Genomic DNA, 23,921 nt, shown 5'->3' on the forward strand with positions numbered 1-23,921 from the left:
GATTCTAGCGCTTACACGTCAAACTTCAAGTATCACTTTAAGTTTACTTGCTAGCGGTAACGGTCGTCGGGGCCATGGCGAGTGCGCGCTTGGCTTCGATGAAGGTTTTGCTCCAGTAACTGTCGCCCAGGTTGTCGACTCGGACACCGCCACTGCGACGGCTGCTGGAGTGGATAAACTGGTTATCACCCAGGTAAATACCGGCGTGACTGACACGACCACGACCTGCAGTACTGAAGAAAAGCAGATCACCGGGCTTGAGGTTGTTGCGCGCGACCAACGGTGCGTTCACGTTGATCATTTCGCGAGTGGAGCGTGGCAAGTTCATGCCAGCTTCTTCACGAAACAGATAGCCGATGAAACCGCTGCAGTCGAAACCGGCTTCGGAAGTACCGCCAAAACGGTAACGGGTACCGATCAGGGACATGCCGCGTTCGAGAATGCTGTCGGCCAGAACTGGAAGCTGATAAGGCTTGCTGCCGGAGAAATCGGCCAGTTCTTTCTCTGTTGCAACTTCTTCCTCATAGACAGTGGAAGACTGCGCTGCAACAAATTTTGCCTGGGAATGTTGTTGAGGCTTTTGCTGCTCAACCACCTGCTGAGGGTGGGAGGCGCAACCAAACAACAGGGTAACGAGTGCGAGAGGCACGAGGGGTGCGAAGCGATTTAGCATGGGCACGACCGTGGCTGATGTGTAAAGAAGCCGAGACTATGCCCTCTATCACATCGATTTGCAAATTCAATCGTGATCTATGTGACTTCCTGTTTGGACTATGACATCTAAGCCCTTAACACCCTATACGCACCTTTCGCGTGGCCAAACCGGCCCAAACGCGGGTTTTCTGACGCCTGGAATTTGCCAAAACCCCTGCAAACAAAGGGGTTGCTACCAGCCGAGGGTTTCTTTGAGAAAGGGAATGGTCAGTTTACGCTGGGCCTGCAAAGAGGCTTGATCGAGCTGTTCGAGCAAATCGAACAACGCACTCATGCTGCGAGTGCCACGGGTGAGGATAAAGTGTCCGACTTCGTCGGTGAGGTGCAGGCCGCGGCGAGAGGCACGCAGTTGCAGGGCGCGCAATTTGTCTTCGTCGGAGAGCGGGCGCATCTGGAAGATCAGCGCCAGGGTAAGGCGCGACTTGAGGTCGGCCAGTTTGACGGGCAACTCGCGGGGCGATGTGGAGGCAGCAATCAACAAGCGCCGTCCGCTGTCTCGCAGGCGGTTGAACAGATGAAACAGCGCCTCTTCCCAATCGGCCTTGCCAGCAATCGCCTGTAGGTCATCCAGGCATACCAGCTCGTATTGCTCAAGGTTGTCGAAGATCCCGATACCGCGGTCCATCAATTCAGCCAAAGGCAGGTACACCGCCGGCTCGCCCATTTGCTCGAAGCGCAAGCAGGCGGCCTGCAACAGGTGAGTACGCCCCACGCCGTGCTTGCCCCACAGATAGATCAGGCTTTCAGTCCACCCGGCGTCGGCTTCGCAGAGCCGCTCGACATAGCCGAGTGCAGCGGCATTGGCGCCTGGGTAGTAATTGATAAAGGTGGCGTCATCACGCAGACGCACACCTAAGGGCAGCTGAATCGGTTTCATGCTGACTGAACGGCTCCCATCGAACCGCTAGTGGCCTCTGTGTAAAGTTTGCAAAGTTTATACCCGTGACGCGGGGCGCACAATGCAGCAGACCACAAGCAAAATCAAAGGTTTGCGTTAACTTGCCGGTTTTACGCGGATTGTTTGACGCCATCCCCCCATAAACAACAAACCCGGCCGAAGCCGGGTTTATGAAGCAGCGGTTACAGGTCGGGGTCTTCGACGCCCGTGTACACATCCGAATCCTTGTACAAATCGTGCATATGGCGCACCAGCACCATGATCACCGCCGCCACCGGCAATGCCAGCAAGATGCCGGTAAAGCCAAACAGCTCGCCCCCCGCCAGGATCGCAAAGATTACCGCCACCGGGTGCAGACCGATCCGGTCACCCACCAGCAACGGCGTCAGCACCATGCCCTCAAGGGCCTGGCCGACCATGAACACCGCAACAATCCCGAGCATCGGATACAGGTCACCACCAAACTGGAACAGGCCAGCCACGAGCGCCGCGCCGATGCCGATCACAAAGCCCATATAAGGAACGATAGCCGCCAGGCCAGCGATCAGGCCGATCAACAGGCCCAGCTCCAGGCCGATGGCCATCAGGCCGGCGGCGTAGATAACGCCCAGGGCCAGCATCACCAGCAACTGGCCACGCACGAATGCGCCAAGGACTTCATGGCACTCACCGGCCAGGGAGACGATGCGCTCCTCACGATCACGCGGCAGCAAGCTGCGGATCTTGGCCATCATGATGTCCCAGTCGCGCAGCAGATAGAACGCCACCACCGGGATCAGCACGAGATTGGTCAGCCAGCCGATCAACGCCAGGCTCGACGCAGTCGCCTGACTGAGGATCACACCGACGATATCGGTGGTTTGCCCCATATGCTCACTGATCGCCGCCTTGACCTTATCGAACTTCCAGAAGCCGTCCGACAACCCCAACTTGGCCTGGGCCCACGGCATTGCCGTGTGCTGCAACCAGTCGAGCATCTGCGGCGCCAACTCATAGAGACGAAACAGTTGCTTGGCCAGCATCGGCACCAACACCAGCACCAGCGCGGTGATGATCAAGGTGAACAGCGCAAACACCGCCACTACGCCCAAGGTCCGCGACAGCCCGGCTTTCTCCAAACGATCCACCACCGGATCGAACAGATAGGCCAGCAGCAACGCAACCAGGAACGGCGTCAGGATCGAATGCAGCAAGAACACAAAAACGCACAGCAGGACGATCCCGCCAAGCCACACCCAACGACGCGTATCCGCCATAAACCACTCCATTGCTTCTATATAAGGAAGAACTGTTACCAACGAAAACGCAGTTGCGCCTGAGGCTCAGGTGCAGCGGCCGGTTGCGCGCCCTCAGCGACTGGCTGCGTAGCCGGCGCCTCGCCCGCAGGGATCTCCTGCAGCTTGGCCAGGCTCAACTGGGTGCGCAACTGATCGGCGCTACCGTTAACCCGATACACAATGCGATTGCCGTCAACCCACTGCGGCTGGCCACCAAACGGCTCCAGCAGATGACCCAGTGCCGCGTAGCGCTCCAGGGTCATCCCCTGCACTTCCAGCAGTTGTTCGGTGCTCACGCCAGGCTTGACCGCAAAACGCGGCGCCAATTTCTGGCTGACCGCCAGCATCACTGCGTCGGCCACCGCGCCGGTGTCGGCGCCTTGGGCTGTGCCCTGTTCGCTCTTGTCGCCCAGCCACAGGCGCCATTTGGCCTGCCATTGGTTACCTTCCTGACGCGCGTGCACGGCAAGCAACGCGTCGGCGCCGTAGCGCTCGGATGCGGCGCGCAACGGTGTGGCGTCGGCACTCTCCAGGTTCGGCGCCGTGGCGACGACCTGCTCATCCAGATCGCCCAGCGGCAGACGCAACGGCAAGCCACGGTGCTGGGCTGCATGACGCAGCGCCTGGGCGACGGTCTGGCCATCCCCCACCAGGCTGCTGCCTTCAGTGGAATCGTTCAACCACCAGCCGAGGATCGACGGCCGATTGCTGCCCCAGATCGACAGGCCCGCATCACGCAGAGCGCGGTCGGTGCTGACCGGGTCGAAATCCACTTGCAGACTCTCGGGTGGGCCGGCGTCGTAACCGTATTGCGTGATGATTTGCTGCGGATCCTTGCGAATCGCCGCCAGGCCTGGGCCGTCGGCGGCTTTGGCGTCGCCGGTCAGGCGGATTACCAGGGTCTGCACCGCGCGCTGGGTGGCCTGGTCGCGCTCTTGGGGCGATTGGCTGCTGACGGGTTCAAGTACTTGATAAAGACCATTGAGGGTTTCGGCATGACTCGCCAGGCTGACCAACGACAAGCAGCCCATAAAGAAGAATTTACACAGACGCATGGAAGATTCCCGAACGACAAATTTAGCGGCTGGAACAGACCGCGTGAACTCGGTTTGCCAAGGCTGTGACCACGGCAACCGGTAAAACATTCACAGGGTCCTGGTAAGTTTTCATGCTGTCATAACGATAGCGGGTTCAAGGCTATACCTTAATACGTGCCACGGCTGACGCGATTAGCATTTTTTTAACCTATATGGCCCTGCCCGTCGGCCCGAGGATGGCCGCTGCCCCTCAAGCCTGATAAAATCGCGCGCCTTCGCAGACCGTCATCGGCTGGGCCTTTTACCAAAAGCCCCTGCCCGCTCGGTCGTTACCCCTGAATCCCCCCTAAAGGCCTGGATCATGAGCAAGCAACCCTCCCTGAGCTACAAGGACGCCGGTGTAGACATCGACGCCGGTGAAGCATTGGTCGAACGCATCAAGAGCGTCGCCAAGCGCACTGCGCGCCCCGAAGTCATGGGCGGCCTGGGCGGTTTTGGCGCCCTCTGCGAAATCCCGGCCGGCTACAAGCAGCCTGTTCTGGTTTCCGGCACCGACGGTGTGGGCACCAAGCTGCGCCTGGCACTGAACCTGAACAAGCACGACAGCATCGGCATCGACCTGGTGGCCATGTGCGTCAACGACCTGGTGGTATGCGGCGCCGAGCCATTGTTCTTCCTTGACTACTACGCCACAGGCAAGCTCAACGTCGAGACCGCTACCCAAGTGGTAACCGGCATTGGCGCGGGTTGCGAACTGTCGGGTTGCTCCCTGGTAGGCGGCGAAACCGCTGAAATGCCAGGCATGTACGAAGGCGAAGACTACGACCTGGCCGGTTTCTGCGTGGGTGTTGTAGAGAAAGCCGAAATCATCGACGGTTCCAAAGTGGCTGCCGGTGACGCCCTGCTCGCCCTGCCATCCTCTGGCCCGCACTCCAACGGCTACTCGCTGATCCGCAAGATCATCGAAGTGTCCGGTGCCGACATCGAGAACATCCGACTCGACGGCAAGCCACTGACCGACCTGCTGATGGCCCCGACCCGCATCTACGTCAAGCCACTGCTCAAGCTGATCAAGGACACTGGCGCGGTCAAAGCCATGGCCCACATCACCGGCGGCGGCCTGCTGGACAACATCCCGCGCGTCTTGCCAAAAGGCGCTCAGGCGATCGTCGACGTGGCCAGCTGGCAGCGTCCTGCGGTATTTGACTGGCTGCAAGAGAAAGGCAACGTCAATGAAACCGAAATGCACCGCGTGCTGAACTGCGGCGTGGGCATGGTGATCTGCGTAGCGCAAGAGCACGTTGAAACTGCGCTGAACGTCCTGCGTGAAGCCGGCGAGCAGCCTTGGGTCATCGGCCAGATCGCCACCGCTGCCGAGGGCGCGGCCCAGGTTGAACTGAAGAACCTCAAGGCTCATTGATGTCTCAGACCTGTGATGTTGTGGTGCTGCTCTCCGGCACCGGCAGTAACTTGCAGGCCCTGATCGACAGCACGCGCACCGGCGACAGCCCGGTGCGCATCGCTGCGGTGATCTCCAACCGCAGCGACGCCTACGGCCTGCAACGTGCCAGGGACGCGGGTATCGAAACCCGCTCGCTGGATCACAAGGCTTTCGAGGGCCGCGAGGCCTTCGACAGCGCCTTGATCGAACTCATCGATGCCTTCAACCCCAAACTCGTGGTACTGGCCGGATTCATGCGAATCCTCAGCGGCGATTTCGTGCGGCACTACGACGGGCGCCTGCTGAATATCCACCCTTCCCTGCTGCCCAAATACAAAGGCATGCACACCCATCAGCGCGCCCTTGAAGCCGGTGACAGTGAGCATGGCTGCAGCGTGCACTTTGTCACCGAGGAACTCGATGGCGGGCCTCTGGTCGTACAGGCAGTGGTTCCGGTAGAGTCTGACGACTCGGCGCAGACACTTGCGCAACGGGTTCATACCCAGGAACACAGGATTTACCCGCTGGCTGTGCGCTGGTTTGCCGAGGGGCGGTTGATTCTTGGTGACCAGGGTGCATTATTGGACGGTCAGTTACTTGCGGCCAGCGGCCACTTGATTCGAACCTAGGAGATTTTATGCGTCGCGCCTTGCTTTTCGCTGTTGCGCTGTTCGCCTTGCCTGCCGTGCAGGCAGCCGACCTTCACCCCTTCTCCGCCAGCTACACCGCCGACTGGAAACAGTTGCCCATGAGTGGTTCGGCTGAGCGCAGCCTGACCAAGAACGACAACGGCTCGTGGACCTTGAATTTCAAGGCATCCATGATGATCGCCAGCCTGACCGAAACCAGCGTGATCCGCTTCGACAAGGACACCCTGCAACCCGTGAGCTACAGCTTCGAACGTGGCGGCCTGGGCAAGGCAAAGAAAATCAACTTGGACTTCGACCAGACCGCCAAGAAAGTTACCGGTTTTGAAAACAAAGACCCGGTGAACGTGGCCCTGCAAAGCAACATGCTCGACAAGTCGACCTACCAGCTCGCATTGCAACGCGATGTGGCAGCCGGCAAGAAAAGCATGAGCTACAACGTGGTTGAAGGGACCGACGTCGACACCTACGACTTCCGCGTGATCGGCCCGGAAAAGGTCCAGACCAAGGTAGGCTCCATCGACGCGATCAAGGTCGAGCGCGTGCGTGACCCGACCCAAAGCAAGCGCATCACCCAGATGTGGTTTGCCAAGGACCAGGGCGGCATCCTGGTCGCCCTGCGTCAGGTTGAGACCGACGGCAAGGAATACAACATCATGCTGCAAGACGGTACCGTTGACGGCAAGGCTGTCAAAGGCAACTGATTGCGCGGATGAGCTGAACAAGAGCCTCGCTGAATGCGGGGCTTTTTTTCGTCTGGCGGTTTTGGGTTCAAGTGTCTGCCATCATCGGGAGCAAGCCCCCTCCCACATTTGAACTGCGAACACTTTCCCCTGTGGGAGGGGGCTTGCTCCCGATGGCGCCGGCATGACCAACACAGCCCTATCAGGCTGCCGCCCAACATGAAACTTCTGTCATAAACCGCCAAAGCGGTTTACTTAGCAAGCTAACAAATCGTATAAAAAGACCTGCGACGACTTGCCGCATACCCACCAGAAATTGGAGCAAGCAGATGACTGTAAAAGTAACTGAACGCGACGATGCACATATGTCCCACGAAGCGCTGGGCCATGGGATTCACATCTGGGATGTACACCAACAAGACCTGCTGGTCGGCATGTTTCACAACGAGAGCGACGCTCACAATTATAAAAACGAGCTTGAGTCGCTTGAGATGAAACGCCAGGCACAAAGCTCCTGAATATTCGCAGGATTTCGGCACAAGGCCCACGCAGCCCGACGCCTGAAAACACAAACCCCGCCTTTTGAGCGGGGTTTGTTGTTTTGAGAGGTACTGCTTACCACTCAGGTGCTTGAACGCTTTACCACATCAGATCATCCGGGATCTGGTAAGCCGCGTACGGATCGTCCTCATCCGGCACCTGGCTTTCTGTGAGGATGTTGAGTTGCACAATGCGCTCTGGTGCGCGCTCCTGAATCTTCAGCGCCGCTTCACGCGGGATCACTTCGTAGCCGCCGCCGTGGTGCACGATCGCCAGGGAGCCGTTGCTCAGCTTGTTACGCATCAGCGTGTTGACCGACAGGCGCTTGACCTTCTTGTCATCCACGAAGTTGTAGTAATCCTCGGTGGTCAGCTTGGGCAGGCGCGAGGTTTCGATCAATTGCTTGACCTGAGCCGTGCGGGCCTTGGCCTCGGCTTTTTCCTGCTGCTGGCGATTCAGCTCCTGGTCACGTTTGACCTTTTCGGCGTGTGCCTCGGCAGCCAGGCGTGCCTGGGTGTCATCGACCTCGGCTTGGCCTTTGTGGACCAGGCGCTGCTGCTTCTGTTTCTCTTTGCCGACCTGCTTGGCCTGCTTTTGGTTGACCAGACCTGCTTTGAGCAACTGGTCGCGAAGGGAAAGGCTCATGGTGCTTACTCACTTAGGCAACTGCTCAACCGCAGCTGGACACATTCTTTTCCTGACGTTTGGCTTCGCCCCATAGGGCGTCCAACTCTTCGAGGGTGCAATCTTCTATGGGACGACGGGTGTCGCGCAATGCCTGTTCGATAAATCGGAAACGTCGTTCGAACTTGGCATTGGCGCCACGCAGTGCGGTTTCCGGGTCAACCTTGAGGTGACGGGCCAAGTTGACCGCCGCAAACAGCAGATCACCGACTTCATCGGCAATGGCTACCGAGTCATTATCGGCCATGGCCTCGAGCACTTCATCCAGCTCTTCGCGCACGTTGTCCACCACCGGCAAGGCAGACGGCCAGTCGAAACCGACCTGGCTGGCGCGCTTTTGCAATTTGGCGGCACGGGATAAGGACGGCAGCGCCGTGGGCACATCATCCAGCAGGGAAAGCTGCTCAGGTGCGTCGGATTTTTCCGCACGCTCCTCGGCTTTGATCTGCTCCCAGCGCTCCTTGACCTGCTCTTCGCTCAACTGTGGGATATCCAGTGGCGCATACAGATCACCGGTGGGGAACACATGGGGATGACGCCGGATCAGCTTGCGCGTGATGCTGTCGATCACGCCGGCAAATTCGAAACGCCCCTCTTCCCGCGCCAACTGGCTGTAATACACCACTTGGAACAACAGGTCGCCCAACTCCCCTTGCAGGTGATCGAAGTCGCCGCGCTCGATGGCGTCGGCCACTTCATAGGCTTCTTCGAGGGTGTGCGGGACGATGGTCGCGTAGGTTTGCTTGAGGTCCCACGGGCACCCATATTGCGGGTCTCGCAGGCGGCTCATCAGGTGCAGCAGGTCTTCAAGTGAATACATCTTTCTGTGTCCGATCAGTGTGGGAGGGGGCTTGCTCCCGATAGCGGTGCGTCAGCCACCAGATGTATCAACTGACAGCCTGCTATCGGGAGCAAGCCCCCTCCCACATTTAGCCTGCATTCATTCCGCGAATCATGGTGTGCGGTTACGCCGTGTCTCGATGATATTCGGCAACTGGGAAATCCGCCCCAGCAACCGGCCCAATGCGTCCAACCCCGGGATCTCGATGGTCAAGGACATCAACGCGGTGTTGTCCTCTTTATTCGAGCGGGTGTTGACCGCCAGCACGTTGATCCGCTCATTGAGCAGCACTTGCGAGACGTCACGCAGCAAACCGGAACGGTCGTAGGCACGGATGATGATGTCCACCGGGTAGGTGAGCACCGGCACCGGGCCCCAGCTGACCTGGATAATCCGCTCCGGCTCGCGCCCACCCAGTTGCAGCACCGAGGCGCAGTCCTGGCGGTGAATGCTCACGCCACGGCCCTGGGTGATGTAACCGACGATCGCATCCCCCGGCAGCGGCTGGCAGCAGCCGGCGATTTGCGTCAGCAGGTTGCCCACGCCCTGGATCTGGATATCACCGCGCTTGCCAGGCTTATAGCCGGTGGCTTTACGGGGGATCAGCTCAAGTTGTTCGTTGCCGCGTTCCGGCTCGACCAACTGCTGGGCCAGATTGACCAGTTGCGCCAGGCGCAGGTCGCCGGCACCCAGGGCGGCGAACATGTCTTCGGCAATCTTCATGTTGGCCTTTTCGGCCAGCTTGTCGAAGTCCACCTGCGGCAGGCCCAGGCGAGCCAGTTCGCGCTCAAGGAGGGTCTTGCCGGCGGCGACGTTTTGGTCGCGCGCTTGCAATTTGAACCAGTGGACGATCTTCGCCCGTGCCCGCGACGTGGTGATGTAGCCCAGGTTCGGGTTCAGCCAGTCGCGGCTCGGCGTGCCGTGTTTGCTGGTGATGATTTCGACCTGCTCACCGGTCTGCAGGCTGTAGTTGAGCGGTACGATACGCCCGTTGATCTTGGCGCCCCGGCAGTTGTGGCCGATCTCGGTGTGAACGCGGTAGGCGAAGTCCAGCGGCGTCGAGCCCTTGGGCAGGTCGATGGCGTGGCCGTCGGGGGTGAAGATGTAGACCCGGTCCGGTTCGATATCCACACGCAGCTGTTCGGCCAGGCCGCCGATGTCGCCGAGCTCTTCATGCCATTCCAGCACTTGGCGCAGCCAGGAGATTTTCTCTTCGTACTGGTTGGACCCGGCCTTGACGTCGGTGCCCTTATAGCGCCAGTGCGCGCACACGCCCAGCTCAGCCTCTTCGTGCATGGCGTGGGTGCGGATCTGCACTTCCAGTACCTTGCCTTCGGGGCCGATCACAGCGGTGTGCAGAGAGCGATAGCCGTTTTCCTTGGGGTTGGCGATGTAGTCGTCAAACTCCTTGGGAATGTGACGCCACAGCGTATGAACGATGCCCAGCGCGGTGTAGCAGTCGCGCATTTCCGGCACCAGCACGCGCACCGCACGCACGTCGTAGATCTGGCTGAAGGCCAGGCCCTTGCGCTGCATTTTGCGCCAGATGGAATAGATGTGCTTGGCACGGCCACTGATGTCGGCGTCGACCCCGGTGGCCTGCAACTCGGAGCGCAACTGGCCCATCACGTCGCTGATAAAGCGCTCGCGATCGAGCCGCCGCTCATGCAGCAGCGTGGCAATCTGTTTGTATTGATCGGGTTCCAGGTAGCGGAAGGACAAGTCCTCCAACTCCCATTTGATATGGCCGATGCCCAAGCGGTGAGCCAGGGGGGCGTAGATGTCGAAGACTTCGCGGGCAACGCGGTTGCGCTTTTCGTCGTCGGCGGTTTTTACCGCACGGATCGCGCAGGTGCGTTCGGCCAGCTTGATCAGGGCGACGCGTACGTCGTCGACCATAGCGACCAGCATCTTGCGCAGGTTCTCGACTTGGCCCTGGGTGCCCAGCACCATGGACTGGCGCGGACTGAGGCTCGCGCTGATGGCCGCCATGCGCAGGACGCCGTCAATCAGCTTGGCCACCACTGCGCCGAAACGCTGGCTGACCGTAGGCAACTGGATGTGCCCTTCACGCACGCCGCGATAGAGCACGGCGGCGATCAGCGAATCCTGGTCCAACTTGAGATCGGCAAGAATCTCGGCGATTTCCAACCCGGTGCGAAAGCTGGAAGTGCCTTCAGCCCACAGGTTCTTGGCCGCATTGTCTTGCTGCTCAGACTCGCGAGCGAACTCGCAGGCTGCTTTCAAGGCTTCACGGTCCAGTGCCGGGTCGACACTGATGGCATGATCCAGCCATGCCTCCAGGTTGATACTGCCGTCGGTGTTGATCGGCTGGTGTGCTCTCACCTGTACCATCTTGCTTACCTTCCCTACGACGCACCTTGGATGCGCCAAAAATCATGCCGACCTTTTGCTGCAAACTCCCTGGCAGTTCACGGCCTTGGAGAATGCAGGCCAGTCGGATTAAACGGGCATCCTAGCCCGCTTCAAATAACGCCATCGCCTCGACATGCGCCGTCTGCGGAAACATGTCGAGGATCCCGGCCCGTTTTAGCCGGTAGCCTTGCTTGACCAACTCAACCGTGTCCCGCGCCAGCGTCGCCGGGTTGCAGGACACATACACCAGGCGCTTGGCCCCCAGGGTGGCGAGCTTGCGCACAACCTCTTGGGCACCATCGCGGGGTGGATCCAAGAGTACCGCAGAAAAGCCCTGTTTGGCCCAATCCGCGTCAGTCAAAGGCTGGGACAAATCGGCCTGAAAAAACTGCGCATTATGCAAATTGTTGCTGATGGCGTTCTGTGCAGCCCGGTCCACCATGGTCTGCACCCCTTCCACTGCCACCACTTCACGCACCTGTTTGGCCAGTGGCAGGGCAAAATTGCCCAAGCCGCAAAATAGGTCCAACACCCGTTCATCAGGTTGCGGCGCCAGCCAGTCCAGGGCCTGGGCAACCATCGCCTCGTTGACCCCGGCGTTGACCTGGACAAAATCCCCCGGCCGGTACGCCAACTCCAAGCCCCATGCGTCCAATCGGAAACCTAGTGACTGATCGGCCTCAAAGGGTTCCGGCTGGCCTTCGCCATGCAGCCACAACTGGGCTTCATGGAAGCTACAAAATTCTTTCAGAATCAGCAGGTCCGCCTCCGACAACGGCGCCATATGCCGCAGCAACAACGCGACGGACGAGCCACTGAACAACTCAACATGGCCCAGTGCCTGAGGTTTGCTCAGACGACGGAGCATGTTGGGCAAGCGCTGCATGATCGGCTGCAAGGCCTGTACCAGCACCGGGCAATCATCGATGGCGACGATGTCCTGGCTGGCAACGGCGCGGAAACCCACGTCGAGTTTTTTTGCCTTGGCATCCCAACGCACCGCCACGCGGGCACGGCGCCGGTAACCGAACTCCGGGCCGCTCAACGGTGCGGCCCACTCTTGCGGTTCGACACCGGCCACGCGGGACAGTTGCTCGGCGAGCATGCGCTGTTTCAGGGCGAGTTGTTCGTTGTGGGGCAAGTGCTGCACGCTGCAACCGCCACAGCGGCCGAAGTGCGCGCACGGTGCAGGACGGCGCAGTTCACTGGCCTTGAACACCCGCTCGGTGCGGGCCTCGACCACTTTGCCGTGGGTACCCAACACCCGCGCTTCGACTTCTTCGCCGGCCAGCGCGCCATTGACGAACCAGGTGCGGCCTTCAAAAAAGACGATGCCACGGCCATCGTTGGCCAGGCGCTCAATGGTCAGGCGTTGTTTCTTGCCCACTGGAATCTGTGGGGCCCGGCTGCCGCCCGTCGGTTGGAAGCGCAGGCCTCTCTCGTGCTTGGCCATCAGTTGGGTTCGTCGAAAATGCCGGTCGACAAGTAACGGTCGCCTCGGTCACAGATGATCGCGACGATCACCGCGTTTTCCACTTCCTTGGACAAGCGCAACATACCCGCCACGGCACCGCCGGACGACACGCCGCAGAAGATGCCTTCTTCACGGGCCAGTCGGCGGGTGGTGTCTTCGGCTTCGCGCTGGGCCATGTCGATGATGCGATCCACGCGGGTCGCGTTGTAGATCTTCGGCAAGTACTCTTCGGGCCAGCGACGAATGCCTGGGATGGCCGCGCCTTCCATCGGTTGCAGGCCGACGATCTGGATCGCCGGGTTCTGCTCCTTGAGGTAGCGCGAGTTGCCCATGATGGTGCCGGTGGTACCCATGGAGCTGACGAAATGGGTGATGGTGCCTTGGGTCTGGCGCCATATCTCCGGGCCGGTGGTGGTGTAGTGCGCTTCGGGGTTGTCCCCATTGGCGAACTGGTCCAGCACCTGGCCACGGCCTTGGGCGGCCATGCGCTCGGCGAGATCGCGGGCGCCCTCCATGCCTTCTTCCTGGGTCACCAGCACCAACTCGGCGCCATAGGCGGTCATCGCTGCCTTACGCTCGGCGCTGCCGTTGTCGGGCATGATCAGCACCATCTTGTAACCCTTGATCGCGGCGGCCATGGCCAGGGCGATGCCGGTGTTACCCGAGGTGGCTTCGATCAGGGTGTCACCAGGCTTGATCTGCCCACGCAGCTCGGCGCGGGTGATCATCGACAGCGCCGGGCGGTCTTTTACCGAGCCGGCCGGGTTGTTGCCTTCGAGCTTGAGCAAAAGGGTATTGCTGGTTTCACCCGCCATGCGTTGCAAGCGGACCAGGGGCGTGTTGCCGACGCAATCGGCGATTGTAGGGTACTGCAAGGTCATGGCGTATTCGCAATCCAGACTGCGGGGCGCACATCATACCGGGAAAGGCCGGCGGGCCATATCACGCAAAGTGTGGTGCTTATGGCTTAAAGGAATAAGCGGAAAAGAGGGTGAGCTTGGGGACCCCATCGGGAGCAAGCCCCCTCCCACACTGGACCGCATTCTCATGCTGGAACTCGGTCGAATGTGGGAGGGGGCTTGCTCCCGATGGCCGCGCCTCGATACCCCACCTAGCCCAAATGCCCATCGCCATGATTTCTCCGAAAGACCTCCTCACCCATCGCTGCAATCTGCCCTTCGATCAATGCATCAAACGGCTTGAGCAACGGTTCAAACGACACCGGCGCCTCCAGCACTTGCAGCGCCTGCACAATCGCCTCCACCGTCGACAACGCCCCTGGCCCGGGCGCCTTGCGCAGTCGATAGCGGGACACGGCGGCCTCAGCCAGCGTCACCCGAGGCAACGCCGCCAGCAAGGGATTGAGGTGCAACAGCTTGCGCGCCTTGCGCCAAGTGCCGTCAGGCACCACCAGCAACAGCGGCTGAGCCCCTGGCGCGTAGGCTTGCAGCGGCTGGGCATCGTCAGCAGGAAACAACAGCCTCGCCTGGTAGCCGGGCGGGTTCAACAGGGCCTGCAAGTCATCAAAGACCTCGCCCACCACCAACTGCGCATTGTTCAATCCCAGCGCCGCCAACCGCGCGGTATTGAGCGCATGGTTGACCTCGCTCGGGTGCTGCAACAGCAATACGCGGGTGCGGCTATCGAGGTTGGGGATCAGCGCGCACAAGCAATGGGCAGTGGGCCTGAGGCAACGGGAGCATTGGGGTCTGGACATGGTTCTTCAGGCCTGATTGAGCTGGGCTTTGAGCAAATCGCGGAAGGTCTGGATCAGCGGCTCACGGCTGCGGCCCCGGCGCATGATCATCGAAAATGGCGCTTGATAGCCAAAGGTGGCTGGCAGCAATACGCGCAGGTCACCCTTGTCGGCCCAGGCCTGGGCGTAATGCTCCGGCAGGTAACCAATATAGGCGCCGGACAGCACCAGGATCAGCTGCGCCTCCATACTTTCCACCGTGGCGGCGCTGTGCTTGAAGCCGTGGCGCGCGAGTTCCGCCTGGCTCCAGTAGCCGCGTCCGACCATGCGTTGCTGGGTGATCACTTGTTCGGGAATGCGTCGCTCATTGAATAAAGGATGCCGCGTGCTGCAATACAGCCAATGCTGCTCGCGATAAAGCGGCATGTAGATCAGCCCGCTCATACGGTTGGAGAAGGCGCCGATGGCCAGGTCGAGGCGGTTGTCCTGCACACCCAATTGCAATTCGTACGGGCTCATCACCGAGAGATGCAGATGCACCGCCGGATGTTCCAGGCTGTAGGCGCCGATCACTTCGGCGAACGGCAGGGCCTTGTCGCTGACGGTGGAATCGAGCACGCCGAGCTTGAGGGTGCCGCGCAACTCCCCTTTGAGCGCGGCGGCGTACTGCTCGAAGCCTTCCAGTTCACCGAGTAGGCGCAAGGTTTCCTGGTGAAACAACTCGCCCTTGCTGGTGAGGCTGAAGCCGCCGCGCCCGCGATGGCACAGCACCAGGCCCAACGCGCTTTCCAACTGGCTCATATAGGTGCTGATGGCCGACGTGGACAGGTTGAGTTCGTGCTGAGCGTTGGCGAACCCCTGGTGGCGCACGACGCTGACGAAGATGCGCAGGAGTTTGAGGTCGGGCAAGGCGTTGGCCATGGTCGGCTCCGGGTAAGGACCGGGGCAGTTTACTCGCGTGCATTAGTTTAGAAAAACCTGAACTAAGTATTTGCCTCTGCCGATTCTTCCCTTCCTTCGCATTTCGCAGAATCGGCCCCTAATAAACAAAACAACGATGAGGCAATCCCGTGGACAAGATCTTCCACCAACCACTGGGCGGCAACGAAATGCCGCGCTTCGCCGGCATCGCCACCATGATGCGTCTTCCCCACCTGCAATCGGCCAAAGGCCTGGACGCTGCTTTTGTCGGCGTGCCCTTGGACATCGGCACCTCGCTGCGTGCCGGCACCCGCTTCGGGCCGCGTGAAATCCGCGCCGAATCAGTGATGATCCGCCCGTACAACATGGCCACCGGCGCAGCACCGTTCGACTCGCTTTCCGTGGCTGACATCGGCGACGTGGCGATCAACACCTTCAACCTGCTCGACGCCGTGCGCATCATCGAAGAAGCCTACGACGAGATCCTAGAACACGATGTGATCCCCATGACGCTGGGCGGTGACCACACCATCACCCTGCCGATCCTGCGGGCGATCCACAAGAAACACGGCAAGGTCGGGCTGGTTCACATCGATGCCCACGCCGACGTCAACGACCATATGTTCGGCGAGAAAATCGCCCACGGCACCACCTTCCGCCGCGCCGTGGAAGAAGGCCTGCTCGATTGCGACCGCGTGGTGCAGATAGGCCTGCGCGCCCAGGGCTACACCGCGGAAGACTTCAACTGGAGCCGCAAACAGGGCTTTCGCGTGGTCCAGGCGGAAGAATGCTGGCACCACTCCCTCGCGCCGTTGATGGCCGAAGTGCGGGAGAAAGTTGGCGGCGGCCCGGTGTACCTGAGCTTCGACATCGACGGCATCGATCCCGCCTGGGCCCCCGGCACAGGCACTCCGGAAATCGGCGGGCTGACCACTATCCAGGCCATTGAGATCATCCGTGGTTGCCAGGGCCTCGACCTGGTTGGTTGTGATCTGGTAGAAGTTTCGCCGCCCTACGACACCACCGGCAACACCTCGCTGCTCGGCGCCAACCTGCTGTACGAGATGCTCTGCGTACTGCCCGGCGTGGCGCATCGCTGATGAGCACGCACGAGGTGCTGCAAGCCGCCGCCGACCTGGTGGCGGCCTTCGCCCGCAATGACCGCGCCGCCTACTTCGGTGCGTTCACGGCCGATGCCAGCTTTGTGTTCTACACCCTCCCCCAACCGCTGCTCAGCCGCGATGCCTACCAGGCGTTGTGGGACAGCTGGCGCGCGGACGAGGGCTTCGAGGTGCTGTCCTGCACGTCGAGCAACCCGTCTGTTAGCCTGCAAGGTGAGGATGTGGCGATATTTATTCATGACGTGGCCACCGAGTTGCGCATGAACGGGGAGCAATTTTTCAGCCAGGAACGCGAGACCATTGTCTTCAAACGGCAAGGGCTACGCACACAACAAAAACAAGGCCTGTGGCTGGCCTGTCACGAACATTTGTCCGCTGTGCCGGAAGGGCTGCCGCCCCCTTAGCCAATGTGATCGGAGCTGATCATGAATAATAAAAACAACGAAAACAGTATTCGCAAGATTGAAACCAACGGGGTCGAACAGATTCCGGACCACGAACGTACCGCCAACCCCAAGGATCTGTTCCGTCTGATCTTCGGCGGTGCCAATACCTTCGCCACTGCCGTGCTGGGCTCGTTCCCAGTGCTGTTTGGCTTGTCATTCCAGGCCGGTGTCTGGGCCATTGTGCTGGGCGTGCTGCTGGGTGCTCTGATCCTGGCGCCTATGGGCTTGTTCGGGCCGATCAATGGCACTAACAACGCGGTGTCTTCCGGTGCGCACTTTGGGGTGCACGGGCGGATTGTCGGTTCGTTTCTGTCATTGCTGACGGCAATTGCCTTCTTCTCACTGTCGGTGTGGAGTTCAGGCGATGCGCTGGTCGGAGGTGCGAAACGTCTGATTGGCCTGCCGGAAACCGACCTGACCCTGGGCCTGGCCTACGGCCTGTTCGCCCTGCTTGTCCTCACGGTGTGCATCTACGGCTTTCGCTTCATGCTGTGGGTCAACCGAATTGCGGTGTGGGCGGCGAGCCTGCTGTTTTTGCTGGGGATCTTCGCGTTCGCGCCAGCCTTTGACAGCCACTTCTCAGGCAGCGTCGCCATGGGCCAGACCGGCTTCTGGGCCGCGTTTATCGGCGCTGCGCTGGTAGCCATGAGCAACCCGATTTCCTTCGGCGCGTTCCTCGGAGACTGGTCACGCTACATCCCCCGTGAGACGCCGAAACTGCGCATCATGCTGGCAGTGGTCCTGGCGCAAATCGCTACTTTGATCCCGTTCCTGTTTGGCCTCGCCACCGCGACCATCGTGGCGATCAAGGCACCGGATTACATCGCAGCCAACAACTATGTCGGTGGCCTGCTGGCGGTTGCACCCACCTGGTTCTTCCTGCCGGTGTGCCTGATCGCGGTGATCGGCGGCATGTCCACCGGCACGACCTCGCTGTATGGCACGGGGCTGGACATGTCCAGCGTATTCCCGCGCCTGCTGTCGCGGGTCAAGGCCACGCTGCTGATTGGGGTGATGTCGATTGCCTTCATCTTTATCGGACGTTTCGCCGCCAACCTGGTGCAGAGCGTGTCGACCTTCGCCGTGCTGATCATCACCTGCACCACGCCGTGGATGGTGATGATGATCATCGGCCTGATCGTGCGCCGCGGCTTCTACTGCCCGGATGACCTGCAAGTGTTCACCCGCGGTGAAACCGGCGGGCGCTACTGGTTCAGCCATGGCTGGAACTGGCGCGGGCTGGGAGCCTGGATTCCGAGCGCGTTGGTGGGCCTGTGCTTCGTCAACCTGCCGGGGCAGTTTGTCGGGCCGCTGGGCAATTTGGCCGATGGCATCGATATCAGCCTGCCGGTAACGCTGGGGTTGGCGTCAGTGGTTTACCTGACGTTGTTGCGAGTGTTCCCGGAGCCGGCCTCTGTTTATGGACCGACTGATCCACGCAGCAAGAGCATGGATTCGCTCGCTAAACCGGCGATGCAACACGCCGCCTGACCTCATAAAAAAGATAATCGGAGACTCGCCGTCATGGCTTTGGATTTATTCGTCGTACTCATCTACGCCGCCGGCATGCTCGTGCTCGGCTATTACGGCATGCGCCGCGCCAAGACCCACGAAGACTACCTGGTGGCCGGGCGCAACCTGGGCCCGTCGCTGTACATGGGCACCATGGCCGCGACGGTATTGGGCGGAGCGTCCACCGTCGGCACCGTGCGCCTGGGTTATGTGCATGGCATCTCCGGCTTCTGGCTGTGCGCCGCGCTGGGCATGGGAATCATTGCGCTGAACCTGTTCCTGGCCAAGCCGCTGCTCAAACTGAAGATCTTCACCGTTACCCAGGTGCTGGAAAAACGCTACAACCCCATGGCTCGCCAAGCGAGTGCGGTGATCATGCTGGCCTACGCGCTGATGATCGGCGTAACTTCGATCCTGGCCATCGGTACCGTGCTGCAAGTGCTGTTCGGCCTGCCGTTCTGGATCTCGGTACTGCTGGGCGGCGGCGTGGTGGTGGTGTACTCGACCATCGGCGGCATGTGGTCGCTGACCCTCACAGACATCGTGCAGTTCGTGATCAAGACCGTCGGCCTGATGTTTATACTGCTGCCGATCTGCCTGTACCGCGTAGGCGGCTGGGATGAACTGGTAGCCAAGCTGCCGGCGTCGAGCTTCAGCTTCACCGCGATCGGCTGGGACACGATCATTACCTACTTCATGATCTACTTCTTCGGCATCCTGATCGGCCAGGACATCTGGCAACGGGTGTTCACCGCCCGTGATGAAAAAGTCGCCAAGTACGCGGGCACCTTCGCCGGTTTCTACTGCATCCTTTACGGACTGGCCTGTGCGCTGATCGGCATGGCGGCCCATGTACTGATTCCGGACCTGGACAACGTCAACAACGCGTTTGCGGCCATCGTCAAACTGTCGCTGCCGGACGGCATCCGTGGGCTGGTGATCGCGGCAGCACTGGCGGCGATGATGTCGACGGCCAGCGCCGGCTTGCTGGCCGCCTCCACCGTACTGACCGAGGACCTGCTGCCGCGTTTGCGTGGTGGTAAGCAGTCGAGCCTCAACATCAACCGCCTGTTCACGATGCTGACCGGTATCGCCGTGCTGGGTATCGCGCTGGTGGTCAGCGATGTAATCAGCGCGCTGACCCTGGCCTATAACCTTTTGGTCGGCGGGATGTTGATCCCGTTGATTGGCGCGATCTTCTGGAAGCGCGCGACCACGTCGGGGGCGATTACGTCCATGACGCTGGGCTTTGTGACGGCGCTGGTGTTCATGTTCAAGGATGGGCTGGATGCGAACACGCCGATTTACTACAGCCTGGCGGTTGGGCTGGTGAGTTTTGTGCTGGTCAGTTTGTTGTCCCGGCGGCCGGAGGCGATGGCGACTCGGGTGGTTTGACGCCTCACAGAATCAAGAGCGGTTTCTTCAGCGGGCGCGACGTCGGATGTCGCGCCCGTTTTTTTATCGTCCAACTGACAGGTTTTGGTTTGCCTGGATGATTTCCTGGACCAGGGAGGCCCATACCAATCCTTGGGTTGTGCCTCCGGCATAGGTGCCTCCGGCGGCGATTTGATGATGGGCGGCCCAATAAACGATCGAAAGTCCATCTGAGGTGCCGGGCCTGGCACATTCGACAATATGCAAGTCGCCACTTTCGATTGCACTGCAATAAGACATTGGAAAGTGAAGAGAAACAGCGGCCAGACAAGCTGCCAGGATCTGCTCTTTGTGCTCCGGCGCCGAATCGGGCGGGACCTGTCCACCGGAGACGAGAATGCAGTGCCCGTCCAAGCGGCAATTCATGACACCAATTGGCAGATCGTATTGAAGCTTGAGCCCCCGCATTTCAGCGCCTTCATTACCCACAGCAGGCAGCTTGAAAAACCAGCCGATGATCGCGATAACCTCTGGCTCCTCTACGCCCATGGCACTGACGACGAAATGTTCTTTGCTCAGCTCAGCAATTTGGACACGGCTCAGATGCTGAGGCTGGAACTGAACCCCAGAGCACTGCAACAGCACCTCAATCTCATCCATTAGGTGAACAAATTCCACATCGTAGCCTGATACTTCAATAGCCCTACCGACTCCATGGATGCCACAAAGCGCTTGGAGTTGCTGTGGGCTGATTTCTCTGAGCTCACCTCCAGGTTTGCCACTAGGCCACGGTCTGCTTTCGATCTCGCGCTGCTCGCGTATTGCGGCATCTACTTCACTGGTTGTCTCCCTATAAGCGCGCACAACCCGCGCTCGCGCAAATTGCTCCAGTGATGGGTTGTCAGCCAGAAATTTTTCAAACAACTCAATGCCGGCGCGGTTGCACTCAATGGCCAGATACTGATTTCCTGGAAGTAAATAGTCGTTATGTGGCGGCTTTGCAGTCGTCTCAGTTGCTGAAAGATGGCGCATATTCATACGCTTATGGCTGGCACCATCACTGTCCCGATTGCCTCCATAGACTGTTACCTGATAATTCGCCAAGCGAAACATCACGGCCTGGAGCAGGCCGTTGATCCCTCTGCCGATGATTGATACACGGGGCGCATCGGCATGTGCATGCAGTGTGGGGATCGTCAGTGAGCGTGCAAGTTTACGCCTGACAAGGCCACGCAGGGCCATCAAGCTCAATTGAACAGCGACGGCATAATCAAGGTCGCAATGGCAGGCTTCGGTGGTTGCCGCCTGTGCAGTCAGCGTCGCCGGTCTGCGCCAGGTGGCGACACTGCAACCGAGCGCTTGTGTACGCATCCGAAACGCCTCCAATGTCGCAGGCCCGTAATCCAAGACAAGTTGGACGTCTTCAGCCAGTGAAAGGGATTGCAACGCATCGTCGCTGAACACATCTGGTTTGGCGACGCAGATCAGACGCGCCTGCCTGTGCATACATTGAATCAGGGCCCGATCAATGCGATGGGCAGAATCATCATTCAGGGATAAACAAATGGCGATAGAACGAGCCCCTTGCAGTGCCTCGGACCAGTCCGACACAAATGAGACTCGGCTATCTGGACACGCCTGGCTGCGTGGACTCAACACTTTGATCCGAACATGCGGATCTCGATCAAGTAACAACTTGACCAGCTCTTTCCCCACATTTCCGTAACCCAGGACGCAGATGTCTTGGGGTGTAGAGCCATCGGCAAGTGTCAGCCAGTGCGCGATATAAGCCGCAACGTGCGGCGCGTTGACCCCAGGTGTGTTGACCACTCGAATGCCGTTTGACTCGCATAAATCCAACCGCACCTTATCCAGACTTGTGCCTCGGCGAATCAGACAGAGATCTCCAAATGGGTGGCTTAAACGCCATAGGTCAATGACCTCCCCATCGATAACCTGATCTCCAATAATGATCGTTGAAGGGCGCACGAGCCCGATCTGTAGCAGCAGCGCTTGCTTGGTTGAGTTCGGGGGGAAAAACACTACGTTGCTGGGTGCATCAGCCTTCCAACGGTTCGACGTAGGTGCGATATGTAAAATATTTTCGGTAGTGGCGATGAGTGACGCGGCAACTGGCGGAACGTGAGAGAGCAGCATAGTTTCGTCTCCAACAATTCTGGCTGACTAATGCCTGGAGATAGGAGTTAAATAAGTTGGGGCCAACACTTTAAATACTTAAAGCCCTAAAACTCACCCTTCATAAACCCGTTTTCTTCAGGAAGCTTTATATCAGTAAGCGGTACAAATCATTACTTAACGAAACTCAAACTACTCCGATATTTCAAACTAACTAACCCAACCGCTTCTGATAAACGGGTAGTCCAATTCCGGTCTTAAAAAAGCACAGCCTGAATGGCACGCTCACTTACGGACTGCAACCCGTGTCTACGAGGCGTTACCCAACGAATATGTTCGGGAGGAATTTACTGCATCAGATGCACGCGGATGCTGCACCTGTTTTCCCTGAGTTCACCCAGCTGCCATTGGTCGGAACTGGTAGTTATCACAGTAGAAGGACCGCTGAGGGCCGTAATAGCCTGACATGGCCATTTCAAATCTGAAGAAATTGGCTTGGCTACCCGATAACCCATGAGGTGATGAAATGAAACAGCGCGATCCTAGCTACCCCGCTGCGTCAACAGTTCCACCGCAACTTAAGACAGGCGACCGCGTGCATATGAGCGGCCCCCACGCAGGCGTCTGCACTGGAATATACAAGCTCATGTTTTATAAAAACGGGACTTCATTTGCCACACTGCCCATAGAACGAGCATTTAAAGACTGGTTCAGCTTTGAAGTTCATGGAAGTTTCAATGGTGAGATGGAGGTAAAGGGCCATTATCACGATTGCGCCACTGGCGAGGACCACATACATAGCTTCGGGTTTACCGAAGTCAGTAAAGGCGAATGACGCAACTCACACGTCGTACAGCCATCCGATTTACCTGGCAGCGCTCCCACGACATAGAGAGGTATTCATCGCGCGAGCGCTCCCCGGGGCCTCATCTGCGACGTGGGCGACGCTGCTCGTCATCCGTACGAATCGGCACCGGCTGCAGCGGAGGCTCGATCAAGCCCAGCGCAACGCCCAGATCATGGAGCCAGTTTTGGATTTTCTCTTTCATGGTTTGCCCCCTTTGAGGGTAATGCTTGTAGGCGCAAGCTATGTCGCCTTTTCCTACACTGATAGTAGCCCTAAGTCCTACATATTGCTTGAACGAAACCACAACGAACTATTACTGAATTCATCCGAATTCTGACGGACCGGTCAGGCAATGGCGCGGGTGTCTTTCATTACCGTCGCCTGGCCCTCTTGCTGCAAGTCGATCCACGCATTGAGGTTAGCGCCGAGCATACCCTTTCGCCACATCAACCAGGTGGTCGCAGTGGCAAAATGCCCTGTCAGTGGATGAACGGACACGCTGTCCTTGCCTGGCAGGCTGTCGAGCATAGCTTGGGACATCAACGCCACTCCTGAACCGGCAATCACGCAAGCGAGCATGCCTTGATATGACTCGATCTCAATCGCCCGTCCCATGGCTACGCGCTCGTGGGAAAACCAGCTCTCCAGGCGTGTGCGATAAGCGCAACTGCGTCGGAACGTAAACACCGAGCGGCCGGCAACATCCTGGGGGCCACGCACGGGTGGGTGGTCGGCTTCACAGATCAGCACCAGTTTTTCCTCGCATAACTGCACGCCGTCCAGGCTGGCGATGGTCAGCGGGCCGTCCACAAACGCTGCGTCCAGACGCCCCGTGATCAGACCTTCCAGCAACTCACCACTGGGTGCTGACTGCACCTGCAGATTCACCATTGGGTAGGCCTTGTGATAACGCGCCAGCAGCTTGGGCAAATGCACTGCTCCAGTGCTGTACATGCTGCCCAGAACAAAGTCGCCGGCCGGTTGCCCACCTTGCACGGCGCCATGGGCTTCATCGTGCAGTGCCAGCAGACGGGTGCTGTAGTCCAGCAATATCTTGCCCGCCGGAGACAGCTGCAAGCGCTGACGTTCGCGCAGGAACAGCTCTACACCGAGCTGTTCCTCCATCTGTTTGAGTCGGGTCGATAGGTTTGACGGCACGCGGTGCAGGCGCTCAGCCGCGCGGGTGATGGACCCCTCTTCCGCCACGGCCTGGAAAATGCGCAATTGACTGAACTCCACGACTTTCTCCAAAACTG

The 23,921-nt window shown here is 59.3% G+C and carries 23 protein-coding genes; 9 read left to right on the plus strand and 14 right to left on the minus strand.

Annotated elements, in window-relative coordinates:
• Positions 1-43: 43 nt before the first annotated feature.
• The 4 genes from LRO94_RS20640 to LRO94_RS20655 all read right to left on the minus strand — a co-directional run bounded on the left by LRO94_RS20640 (position 44) and on the right by LRO94_RS20655 (position 3,944).
• Positions 44-673, minus strand: a complete 630-nt coding sequence (locus LRO94_RS20640; RefSeq protein WP_032887785.1) for a C40 family peptidase — start codon at positions 671-673, stop codon at positions 44-46.
• A gap of 213 nt (positions 674-886) precedes the next feature.
• Positions 887-1,591, minus strand: a complete 705-nt coding sequence (hda, locus tag LRO94_RS20645) for a DnaA regulatory inactivator Hda (RefSeq protein ID WP_032887783.1) — start codon at positions 1,589-1,591, stop codon at positions 887-889.
• Positions 1,592-1,794: 203 nt separating this feature from the next.
• Complete coding sequence (locus tag LRO94_RS20650; RefSeq protein WP_032887781.1) at positions 1,795-2,868, minus strand: AI-2E family transporter; 1,074 nt, start codon at positions 2,866-2,868, stop codon at positions 1,795-1,797.
• Between the two features lie 35 nt (positions 2,869-2,903).
• Entirely contained in the window at positions 2,904-3,944 is a 1,041-nt protein-coding gene (locus LRO94_RS20655; protein ID WP_032887779.1) for a DUF2066 domain-containing protein, read from the minus strand.
• 343 nt (positions 3,945-4,287) lie between these two features.
• Between LRO94_RS20655 and purM the strand changes: the two genes are divergently transcribed.
• From purM to LRO94_RS20675, 4 genes are all read left to right on the plus strand, one after another.
• Entirely contained in the window at positions 4,288-5,346 is a 1,059-nt protein-coding gene (purM, locus tag LRO94_RS20660) for a phosphoribosylformylglycinamidine cyclo-ligase (protein WP_179180044.1), read from the plus strand.
• Positions 5,346-5,996: a phosphoribosylglycinamide formyltransferase gene (purN, locus tag LRO94_RS20665; RefSeq protein ID WP_032887777.1), complete on the plus strand. Its 651-nt coding sequence runs from the start codon at positions 5,346-5,348 to the stop codon at positions 5,994-5,996. The genes purM and purN overlap by 1 nt, the downstream gene beginning before the upstream one ends.
• Before the next feature lie 8 nt (positions 5,997-6,004).
• The gene (locus LRO94_RS20670) at positions 6,005-6,718 is read left to right on the plus strand and encodes a DUF3108 domain-containing protein (RefSeq protein WP_032887775.1); all 714 of its coding nucleotides are present in this window, start codon (positions 6,005-6,007) and stop codon (positions 6,716-6,718) included.
• 308 nt (positions 6,719-7,026) lie between these two features.
• Complete coding sequence (locus LRO94_RS20675) at positions 7,027-7,215, plus strand: hypothetical protein (RefSeq protein ID WP_032887774.1); 189 nt, start codon at positions 7,027-7,029, stop codon at positions 7,213-7,215.
• Positions 7,216-7,336: 121 nt separating this feature from the next.
• Here LRO94_RS20675 and LRO94_RS20680 read toward each other — a convergent pair whose 3' ends face one another.
• The 7 genes from LRO94_RS20680 to LRO94_RS20710 form a co-directional block, all read right to left on the minus strand.
• On the minus strand, positions 7,337-7,882 hold the full coding sequence (locus LRO94_RS20680) for a DUF2058 domain-containing protein (protein WP_014719402.1): 546 nt from the start codon (positions 7,880-7,882) through the stop codon (positions 7,337-7,339).
• A 25-nt stretch (positions 7,883-7,907) separates the two neighbouring features.
• Entirely contained in the window at positions 7,908-8,741 is an 834-nt protein-coding gene (gene mazG, locus LRO94_RS20685) for a nucleoside triphosphate pyrophosphohydrolase (protein WP_032887772.1), read from the minus strand.
• Positions 8,742-8,873: 132 nt separating this feature from the next.
• Positions 8,874-11,117 (minus strand): GTP diphosphokinase, encoded by a 2,244-nt coding sequence (gene relA, locus LRO94_RS20690; protein WP_032887770.1) that lies wholly within the window; start codon positions 11,115-11,117, stop codon positions 8,874-8,876.
• A 121-nt stretch (positions 11,118-11,238) separates the two neighbouring features.
• Complete coding sequence (gene rlmD, locus LRO94_RS20695; RefSeq protein WP_179180043.1) at positions 11,239-12,591, minus strand: 23S rRNA (uracil(1939)-C(5))-methyltransferase RlmD; 1,353 nt, start codon at positions 12,589-12,591, stop codon at positions 11,239-11,241.
• Positions 12,591-13,493 (minus strand): cysteine synthase CysM, encoded by a 903-nt coding sequence (cysM, locus tag LRO94_RS20700; RefSeq protein ID WP_099602994.1) that lies wholly within the window; start codon positions 13,491-13,493, stop codon positions 12,591-12,593. Before cysM ends, rlmD begins: the two co-directional genes overlap by 1 nt.
• A 230-nt stretch (positions 13,494-13,723) precedes the next feature.
• Positions 13,724-14,329 (minus strand): tRNA-uridine aminocarboxypropyltransferase, encoded by a 606-nt coding sequence (locus LRO94_RS20705; protein WP_032887764.1) that lies wholly within the window; start codon positions 14,327-14,329, stop codon positions 13,724-13,726.
• 6 nt (positions 14,330-14,335) lie between these two features.
• Positions 14,336-15,229 (minus strand): LysR family transcriptional regulator, encoded by an 894-nt coding sequence (locus tag LRO94_RS20710; RefSeq protein ID WP_017134867.1) that lies wholly within the window; start codon positions 15,227-15,229, stop codon positions 14,336-14,338.
• Positions 15,230-15,378: 149 nt separating this feature from the next.
• On the opposite strand from LRO94_RS20710, the gene speB reads away from it, so the two are divergent.
• The 4 genes from speB to LRO94_RS20730 are packed head-to-tail and all read left to right on the plus strand — an operon-like array spanning position 15,379 to position 19,703.
• Positions 15,379-16,329 carry an agmatinase gene (gene speB / locus LRO94_RS20715; RefSeq protein WP_032887762.1) on the plus strand — a complete coding sequence of 317 codons (951 nt, stop codon included), beginning with the start codon at positions 15,379-15,381 and terminating at the stop codon, positions 16,327-16,329.
• The gene (locus LRO94_RS20720; protein ID WP_122681156.1) at positions 16,329-16,754 is read left to right on the plus strand and encodes a YybH family protein; all 426 of its coding nucleotides are present in this window, start codon (positions 16,329-16,331) and stop codon (positions 16,752-16,754) included. The genes speB and LRO94_RS20720 overlap by 1 nt, the downstream gene beginning before the upstream one ends.
• Positions 16,755-16,775: 21 nt before the next feature.
• Positions 16,776-18,287: a purine-cytosine permease family protein gene (locus LRO94_RS20725; protein WP_099602992.1), complete on the plus strand. Its 1,512-nt coding sequence runs from the start codon at positions 16,776-16,778 to the stop codon at positions 18,285-18,287.
• A 33-nt stretch (positions 18,288-18,320) separates the two neighbouring features.
• Positions 18,321-19,703: a sodium:solute symporter gene (locus LRO94_RS20730; RefSeq protein ID WP_032887756.1), complete on the plus strand. Its 1,383-nt coding sequence runs from the start codon at positions 18,321-18,323 to the stop codon at positions 19,701-19,703.
• Positions 19,704-19,766: 63 nt separating this feature from the next.
• Here the strand turns inward: LRO94_RS20730 and LRO94_RS20735 are convergent, their stop codons facing one another.
• Complete coding sequence (locus LRO94_RS20735) at positions 19,767-21,839, minus strand: FAD-dependent oxidoreductase (RefSeq protein ID WP_179180042.1); 2,073 nt, start codon at positions 21,837-21,839, stop codon at positions 19,767-19,769.
• 505 nt (positions 21,840-22,344) lie between these two features.
• Between LRO94_RS20735 and LRO94_RS20740 the strand changes: the two genes are divergently transcribed.
• On the plus strand, positions 22,345-22,653 hold the full coding sequence (locus tag LRO94_RS20740; protein ID WP_179180041.1) for a hypothetical protein: 309 nt from the start codon (positions 22,345-22,347) through the stop codon (positions 22,651-22,653).
• Between the two features lie 91 nt (positions 22,654-22,744).
• Here the strand turns inward: LRO94_RS20740 and LRO94_RS27905 are convergent, their stop codons facing one another.
• Together LRO94_RS27905 and ptrR are read right to left on the minus strand one after the other, a co-directional pair.
• On the minus strand, positions 22,745-22,867 hold the full coding sequence (locus LRO94_RS27905) for a PA1414 family protein (protein WP_003193089.1): 123 nt from the start codon (positions 22,865-22,867) through the stop codon (positions 22,745-22,747).
• Positions 22,868-23,010: 143 nt separating this feature from the next.
• Entirely contained in the window at positions 23,011-23,904 is an 894-nt protein-coding gene (gene ptrR, locus LRO94_RS20745) for a putrescine utilization regulator PtrR (RefSeq protein ID WP_032887750.1), read from the minus strand.
• Between the last annotated feature and the right edge of the window lie 17 nt (positions 23,905-23,921).

Origin of the sequence: Pseudomonas sivasensis, from assembly GCF_021391435.1 — a bacterium.
Lineage (GTDB): Bacteria > Pseudomonadota > Gammaproteobacteria > Pseudomonadales > Pseudomonadaceae > Aquipseudomonas > Aquipseudomonas sivasensis.